Consider the following 6,957-nt stretch of genomic DNA (forward strand, 5'->3'; position numbering starts at 1 on the left):
GTGATTATTAGAATTGGAATACAGCGGAAACCGAACCAGAAAGTCCGCGCTTCTGTCCAGCGTAGCCAGTGAGATTGATATCAAGCCCCCAAGGAGATCTTTCGTTGGGGGTAAGCTTAGCACCCAGTTCCAGGCGCGCACTGCCGCCTTTGACATCGGCGCTGCGAATGGCTAAGCCGTTGTAGGTGCCACGGGCCTGCCCATCAAATTCATGTTCGTAGGCAAGGCCGGCGTAGTAGTCGAAGTTTCGGCCGTGCTTGGTGTAGCGGGCACCAATGCGCATCAGGCTGCTCTTGACATTGTCGAGGTCATAGTGACCGCCGGCGTCGAAGGAGGTACCTTTCTTGAGCGTATAGAAATATTTGCCGTATACATCCAGCTGGGCATCGTTATGGTATTTGAAGACCTTGCCGATGCCGAGGTGGGCACCATGGTATTCGCTGCGGGTGTTGTAACCATAAGTGTTACCAAGGGCATCCTGCAAGAATCCCGAAGCATTGTCCTTGACGCGGCCGGATTTTACGCTGCCTTCGAGATAAAGGTCATTCTTCGTGGTCCATTTGGCGAGGATGCCGCCGCCAGTGTATTTCGTTGTGCCATTGCCGTAGTGAGCGCCGTTGTGGGTGGAGTATTTGGCATAGCCATGTTCCACGAACGCGCCGTATTCAATGGAGCCCTGTGGCAGGCCGTGTTTCGTGCCGAGACCCAGTACGCCGTTCCAGCTGTTGCTGTTGATATAGCTGCCGGTATGCTGACGCATGGTGCCGCCGCCCATATTGGCGTAGATGGCAAGGCCCTCCTGGCCTTTGTTCTGTTCGATGGCCAATCCTTCCAGCGTATCTTCCATATAGTCATTGCTGACGACCAGATTGGAGAGAACTGCCGTCTGTCCCATCAGGACATTGTGTGCCTGTTCACTGACACCGACGGATTCCACGGTATAGATTACATTGCCCGTATCGTCCAGGGACAGAGTGCCACTGCCCTGCAGGCCGGTACCAACCGTATAGGTCGAAGCAGTAGTGAGGTTGCCAGCCTGCAACTGTTTGTCCGCCGCAACCTTGCTTTCATCCAGCAGTGTCATCTTACTGCCTGTGGTGAGCGTGGTATCACCGGTAAAATACACATTGGCCGCGCTGATCTTGGTATTGGCAAGATTGCTGTTCGTGCCATTGCTGATGGTTACGGCAGGGGTGGTCGTGCTCCAAGGCACGGTCTGGAAGTTGATGGTATTGAAGTTAGCGATATCGGCAACTTTCTGGCCGCCGCCTGTCCAGGGCGTAAAGGTATTGGCAGCGGAATCTGCAAAGCCGATATTGAGCACATTGCCAGTAGCCGTGGAGAGGTTAGCGCCATAGAGTGCGGCGCTAGAAATGTCTGACGTGCCATAGAGGTTCACGGTGTTGTTGTCGACTGTGCCGGAGGTATCACCCACATAACCGCCATAGATGCCGCCTGCTAGGGAAAGCGCCACTTCATTGGTGGTGTCCGTGACGGAGTTGCCCAAAATCGTTCCGCCGGAGAGGTTGACGGTATTGCCCGTCACGGTCTTGCCGGCATAGACACCGTAGACGCTGCCCTGCACCGTGCCTCCGGTGATATTGACGGTGTTGTCCTTGGCCGTGGTGGTGGCATTGGCACCATAGATGTTGTTGGTGGCGGTTCCTGCAGCGAACGAGGCAGTGTTGCCATCTGCTTCGTCGCAGCCGCCGCCGATGATGCCGACGATGGTCGCATCTTCGACATGGGCGGCGTTGTTGCGGGAGGTTCCGGAGAGGCTCTTGCCGCCATAGACGTAGGCGTCGAGGGTGGCGTTTCCTTTGATTTCTACCGTGTTGGCTTCGGTATTGCCCGTTTCTGTGAAACCACCATAGATATTGCCTGTGATCTGGGCATTATCGGTGACCTCCACTTTGTTCTGGCTGGTGTCGCCGGTCTCGCTATAGCCACCATAAACCGCCTGGGTTACGCTGCCACCCGAAATGGCCGTGGTACTGAGGTTCACTTCGCCGTTGTCGGATTTGCCGCCGTAAACATTGCCGCTGACCGCGGTATCCTTTACCGTGGCGGTATTGCCATTGGATACGGTGCCGCTCTTGCTGTAGGCACCGGCCACATCGCCGCTGACGGTACTTTGGTTGATGGTGGTGGTATTGCCGATGGCTGTGCCGCTGTCGCTGTAGGTACCATAGACATTGCCGTTGACCTGGGAATCAGCCACTTGGGCGGTATTGTCCGTCGTGGCCCCCTTGACACTGGTGGCCCCATAGACGTCTTTGGTGACGGTGGAGCCGGTGACGGCTGCGACATTATGCTGGGCGACGCCGTTATTTTGTGCGGTACCGCCGCTGACATCCCCCTCGATGGTTTGATTCGTCGCAGTGCCGTTTTCCTTGATGGCATCGTCCTTGCTGATATTGCCCGGCTCATTACCTGGCTCGTTGCCAGAGCCATTCTGCGTCGTGCCCTGCGTGATGAGATAGAGGAGGTTGTTGTTTTTCAGATAGGCATGGCCTTCGCCGGTCTTATCGCCTAAGGTATACGCCGTTCCGCTGATGACGCCGGAGGCGGTGCCAAAGTTTTGAACAAGCGTCATGCTGTCGTTGGTATTCAGGGCATTCACGCCGGTAAAGGAGATGTTGTCCGTGCTGACCTTGGCCGTGCTGAAGTCTACGTTCTGCATCGTCGTGTTGTGGTCAAGCAGTGCGCCGCTGTTTTTCCATTCCACTGTGCCAAAGGTGAGCTGTGTGGCCTGATTGCCTGTGATGGCATAGCGGACGGCAGCGTTGGCAGCGGACACCTGGCCCGTTATGGTGGCGTTTACGTTGACACCGCTGACAGGAGTGGTCGTGTAGCTCATAGAATGGGCGACCGCCGCAAAATCAGTCAGCGTATTATTGGCCGCAATGAGGGTCATGGCAGAACCGGAGGCTGCTTCCTGCGGATTGGTCAGTTTCAGGCTGCTGAGGTCGATACTGCTGGCGGTGAGTCCTGCAAAGTTATTGCTGCTGCCACTGGCATCCAGCAGAGTCCCGTTGTTTGCCCAGGTGATTTCACTAATTGCAGCCTGATTGATATTGTCGGCAGGGGCGACATATTCCAGCGTAGAGGTTGCATTCGCTTTGGTCCGCACACCGCCGCCGGTCTTAGTGCCTTTGAGGGCCACGCCGTTTTCGCCGGTGGAAAGGGGCGTGGTGGCCGTATCAAAGACATTGGAGCCCGTGAGGTTGTAGGAGGCACCTTCCACGCTGAAGATATCCTTGGTGGTTCCCGCAGCCAGATTGGTGGGCAAGGTGAGATTGCTGGTGTCCACATCGATGGCCGTATTGCCGACCGTCCAGCCATTGGGCAGGGTATCGGCGGTGTCGGTTACTTTGTTCAGCTGTATGCCTGTCACCGTAGCATCGGTCAGGGTATAGAGCAGGTTATGGTCTGTAAGGGATGCACTGCCGCTGAGATTCGCATTGTAGGTGGCATTATTCCCTTGATAGGTAACGGCAAAGGTGTTGTTTTCCGGCTGGGTAATGGTGCCGGACACCTTGCCGCCGCCAATCAGGGTCATGGCAGTTCCGGTGCTCAGGGCCTCTGCTGTAGTAGCGGAGGTGAAGTCAAGTTTCAGCTTCGTCAGATCCAGCGTGGCATTTTCCGCAAAGGCATTATTGTCATGCGTATAATAGACGGCCGTGGGATTCCAGTTGATGGTGCCATCCAAGACAGCCTTGTCTGCCTGATTGCTGGTGATGGTAAAGGAAATATTGCCGCTCTTGGCAAAAAGGGAACCGTTTATGAGATTTTCGATGGACAGGAGGCTGGTGGGCGTAGTGGTATAGCGGGTGGAACGGGAAACCGGGTCGAAATCTGCCAGCGTATCATTGCCGGCCAGCAGGGTCATGGTAGTGTCAGCAGTAGCTGCTGTAGGATTGGTGATTTTGAAGCCGGTGGTGTCAACCTTGTCTGCCGTGAGGCTTGCAAAATTATTGGCACTGCTGCTGGCATCCAGCACGGTGCCGGAATTGGCCCAGGTGATTTCACCAATCGTTGCCTGATTGATCTTGTCGGCAGGAGCGACATATTCCAGTGTAGAGGTTGCATTCGCTTTGGTCCGCACGCCACCACCGGTCTTGGTGCCGCTGAGGGTCACGCCGTTTTCGCCGGTGGAAAGGGGCGTGGTGGCCGTATCAAAGACATTGGAGCCCGTGAGGTTGTAGGAGGCACCTTCCAGGCTGAAGATATCCTTGGTGGTTCCCGCAGCCAGATTGGTGGGCAGGGTGAGATGGCTGGTGTCCACATCGATGGTTGTATTGCCGGCCGCCCAACCGGTGGGCAGGACGTCGGCATTGTCGGACACCTGTTTCAGCTTAACGCCGGTTACCGTGGCGCCGGTCAGCCCATAGATGAGATTGCCCTCAGACAGGGAGCCTTCGCCACTGAGATTGGCGGTATAATCGGCATTCGTGCCGGCGTAAGTGGCACTGTTGATAGCTGTGGGCTGGGTGATGGTGCCGGCAATATTGCCGCCGCCCAGCAAAGTCATGGTCGTGCCGGAACCGAGGGCCTCCGCCGTGGTGGCCGAGGTGAAGTCCAGCTGCAGATTGGACAGGTCAAGGCTGGTGGTATTGGCGAAGCTCCCTCCGCTATTGGTATAGTAGGCGCTGGCAGGATTCCAGGCAACCGTACCGCTGAAGGTTGCTTGGGATACCTGAGGGCCGATGCTGAAATCCAGCCGATTCAATTTTGGACTTTCCGTAGTGCCATTATTGACCAAGGTGAAGGTGGTGGCATCGGCTGTCATAAGGGTAAGAGCCGGTGCTGTACTGGGCGTGTAAGGTGTTGCTTCGCCAGTGAGGAAGGAATAGCTGGGATTCGCGGCGGTCAAGGTGGCATTGGTAGTGCCCGAAGTCAAAGTTGCGCCGCTGTTGTCATTGATGTTATTATCAACTGCAATCAATGTACCACTGGTGGCGGTGCCCGCATTGAAGTTCGTTACATTCAGTTTGTCAAATGTAATGATACCGCCACTGACGCCTCTGCTGTTTGCCGTAAAGTAGAGAACAGGCGTTGTGGCATCAACTGCTTTAAGGCTGATTTCGCCAGCCATAAACGAGGTTAGCTGCCCAGAGATGCGCAGGTTATCCTCGATTATTACCCTATCAGGCTTGTAGTTGTAACCACCACTCATGGTAATATTGCCGCCGGAAACAATCAAGGTGCCGCCACTAGACCATAGGGTTTTGTTGAGAGCGCCATATCCCTGTATGGTGCCGCTGATAGTGCAGCCATAAAAAGTAAGTGTTCCTCCACTTAGGTTTACGCCGTTTAAGGTGCCGCCACTGACCACGAGGCGGCCGCCACTATTGATGGTGGTGGAAGTCAGTGTGCCAGAATTGGTTTCGCTGATATTGGCATATACTTCGCCACCACTGTTGATGGTGGTGGAAGTCAGTGTACCAGCTCTGACACTAACCAGATATCCATACCCCTGAATCCAGGGGTTTTCGTTGATGATGGTGTTGACCAGCGTACCGCCGGAAACGTTCAGTGTACCACCACTACTGACAGTGGTATTGCTGGCCGTACCGCCGGAGTTAACATTTAATGTACCGCCAGAATTAACGGTAATCGTATTTTCTGTTTGGCTGGTTGTGCTATCGAGCGTTAAAGAATCTTGCCCATCTGGCAAGGTTTCGGCCTGCGCCACTTGCATGGGCAGCATGGCTCCCTGCACACTGCAGACAGCGGTCAGGGCTGCGGCTGTTTGTACGTACAGATGTCCCCCCCCGGAAAGACGCTGCATAATGCCGCTATGGGAGGCGGCTTCGCTATCGTATGCGGCTGGACGGATAATTTCCTGCGTGGGTTTTCCTTTCATCCTTGGTCACTCCTTTGATAAAACAAATCCCATATAAATTCCTAATATTCCGTATATAATTTATCGTATAAAACTAGAAAGAGGCTTAAATTATTTTTTTTGCTCGTTGGGAGCGGTCAGCTGTAAATCTTTGCGCAGGCGTTCAATCACGTTGATGACCTGCTGGCCGGTGATGGCGCGCGTGCACTCGTAGGCCTGTTCCGTGCCTTTATGCCGGGGGCACCAGAAGTAATCCTTGTGGTCAAATTCGGTGTCCATGGCATTCCAGCAGGCATGGCAGGCGTGGGTGTTGATGACGCGGTAGGGCGTGGCAAATTCGTTGGTGGGCAGGGTGAAGCCGCTGATCATGACCACAGGGGTACCAGCCGACCAGGCCAGCCAGCTCAGGCCGCTCGATAGTCCGACGAAAAATTCCGCATGGCGCAGCATGGCTGCACGTTCCAGCAGGGGGCGGTCGCCTGTGAAATCTTCGGCGTCGTGGGGAATCTGACTCCAGACATGCCCCAGGCCCTGAATGCGTTCCTTGTCAATGCAGAGTACCCGATAGCCCAACTGCTTCAGATGGTCCACGACCAAATCCCAACCGTAGCCATTATTCCACATCTTGGCCAGTGTCGTGGCCTTGGTCGCAATGCAGACATAGGGTTCCGCAATCTCCCGCGGCAAATCTTCCGGCAAGCGTGGGGCCGATTCCTGCGGGTCAACGCCCAGGATATAGCCGGCCGTGTGATGGAGCCCGACCTGCCGGAAATCGTAAGGCTGATGGTCGGTATCGCCCTTGAAGAACAGGCCCACCCGATAGGTGGTGTGCTCCCCGTCAAGTGGACAGGTAAAAAAATAAAAATATTCATTGCTGCTCGCAACTAATGCGAGCAGCTTTTTTCATGCAGCTCCAACCAGTTTTTCGTGGTACTCACTTGGGGTTCGTATGCCTAAATGACGCTGTGGTCTGTCATAAGTGTAATATCTTATATATTCCTCAATTGACTCAACCAACTCTTGCCGGGAAGTAAATCTGCGCCTGTAGTACATCTCGCGCTTCAAGATACCCCAGAAGCCTTCCATGGGGCCATTGTCTAGGCAATGTG

At 54.9% G+C, this 6,957-nt stretch carries 3 protein-coding genes; all 3 read right to left on the minus strand.

What is annotated here, in order from left to right; all coding sequences use genetic code 11:
* Nucleotides 1-7: 7 nt before the first annotated feature.
* The gene (locus BLQ59_RS08125; RefSeq protein ID WP_074572366.1) at nucleotides 8-5,869 is read right to left on the minus strand and encodes a hypothetical protein; all 5,862 of its coding nucleotides are present in this window, start codon (nucleotides 5,867-5,869) and stop codon (nucleotides 8-10) included.
* Nucleotides 5,870-5,959: 90 nt separating this feature from the next.
* Nucleotides 5,960-6,745 carry an autotransporter strand-loop-strand O-heptosyltransferase gene (locus BLQ59_RS08130; RefSeq protein ID WP_081342508.1) on the minus strand — a complete coding sequence of 262 codons (786 nt, stop codon included), beginning with the start codon at nucleotides 6,743-6,745 and terminating at the stop codon, nucleotides 5,960-5,962.
* 6 nt (nucleotides 6,746-6,751) lie between these two features.
* Nucleotides 6,752-6,957, minus strand: a 206-nt coding sequence (locus tag BLQ59_RS16540) for an IS3 family transposase (RefSeq protein ID WP_143005322.1), incomplete at its 5' end; no start/stop codon positions are given.

Origin of the sequence: Pseudoselenomonas ruminantium, from assembly GCF_900104055.1 — a bacterium.
GTDB classification, from domain to species: Bacteria; Bacillota; Negativicutes; order Selenomonadales; family Selenomonadaceae; genus Selenomonas_A; species Selenomonas_A ruminantium_C.